Consider the following 1,379-nt stretch of genomic DNA (forward strand, 5'->3'; position numbering starts at 1 on the left):
AACCTGATGCTGTACGCGACGGTGAGCGCGCTGCCGGCCACCAGCACGGCGAGCACGAACGGGTCGCCGGTGAACGCGGCGAGCACCGACTCCTTGGCCACGAACCCCAGCAGCGGCGGCACGCCGGCCATCGAGGCGGCGGCGAGCGTGGCGACGATCGCCAGCAGCGGCGCGGCCCGGCCCACCCCGGACAGGTCCCGCAGGTCACGGGTGCCCGCCTCGTGGTCGAGGATGCCGACGACCAGGAACAGCGCCGCCTTGAACAGCGCGTGCGCCGCCAGCATCGCCACGCCGGCCAGCGCCGCCTTCGGGGTGCCCGCCCCGAACAGCACGGCGAGCAGTCCGAGTTGGCTGACCGTGCCGTACGCCAGCAGCAGCTTCAGGTCGGTCTGCCGCAGCGCCGCCCAGCCGCCCAGGACCAGCGAGACCAGCCCGGCGACGACGGTGACCGGCCGCCACGGTCCGGCCGCGGCGAGCGCCGGGCCGAGCAGTCCGATGAGGAAGATGCCGGCCTTCACCATGGCCGCCGCGTGCAGGTACGCGCTGACCGGTGTCGGCGCGGCCATCGCCACCGGCAGCCAGGCGTTGAACGGGAACACCGCCGACTTCGCCAACGCGCCGGCGAGGACGAGCAGCACCGCCAGCGCCAGGTATCCGCCGCCGGGCAGCGGCGCGGACGCCACCGACGACCAGCGGTAGCCACCCGCGTGGTGACCGAGCATCAGGAACCCGACGAGCATCGCCAGGCCGCCCAGCGTGGTCACGGTGAGCGCCTGCGCGGCCGCCCACCGGCTGGACCGGCGCTCGGTGCTGTGCCCGATCAGCAGGTACGAGAAGACTGTGGTCAGTTCCCAGAAGACGTAGAGCAGCAGCAGGTCGTCGGAGACGACGAGGCCGAGCATCGCCCCGGCGAAGGCGACCATGACGGCGGCGAACCGGGCCAGCCCGACCGACCCGGGCTCGAAGTAGCGGGCGGAGTAGACGAGCACCAGCGCGCCGACGCCACCGACCAGCAGCAGCATCAGCCAGGACAGCGTGGTGACCCGCAGCGCCACGTCGAACTGCAGCTCCGGGATCCACTGGTACGTCTCGACGACCGCGCCGCCGTCGCGTACCGCCCCGGTGTGGGCCGCCGCCCAGACCGCGGTGGCGGCCGGGGCGAGCGCGAGCAGCAGGCAGGCGCGCGGACCCCACCGGCGGACCAGCAGCGGGGCGAGCAGCGCCGCCACCAGATGCACGATCAGCAGGACGAGCACGCGTACTCCCGGTCGAGGTGACAGCGCGCCGGAACACGCTGGGACACAACCGATCAGACGTCACAACCAACCCCAACCGCGCCCGTTTCCCCAAAAGCCACCCATCTCCCCCCCACCCACCCC

1 protein-coding gene is annotated in these 1,379 nt (G+C 73.2%); it reads right to left on the reverse strand.

Translation table 11 applies throughout. The features are described from left to right. On the reverse strand, positions 1-1,256 hold a 1,256-nt coding region (locus KBX39_RS31235), incomplete at its 3' end, for a proton-conducting transporter membrane subunit (RefSeq protein WP_312247525.1). Positions 1,257-1,379 lie beyond the last annotated feature (123 nt).

Source organism: Micromonospora sp. D75 (assembly GCF_018070405.1).
In the GTDB taxonomy this organism is placed as follows: domain Bacteria; phylum Actinomycetota; class Actinomycetes; order Mycobacteriales; family Micromonosporaceae; genus Micromonospora; species Micromonospora chalcea.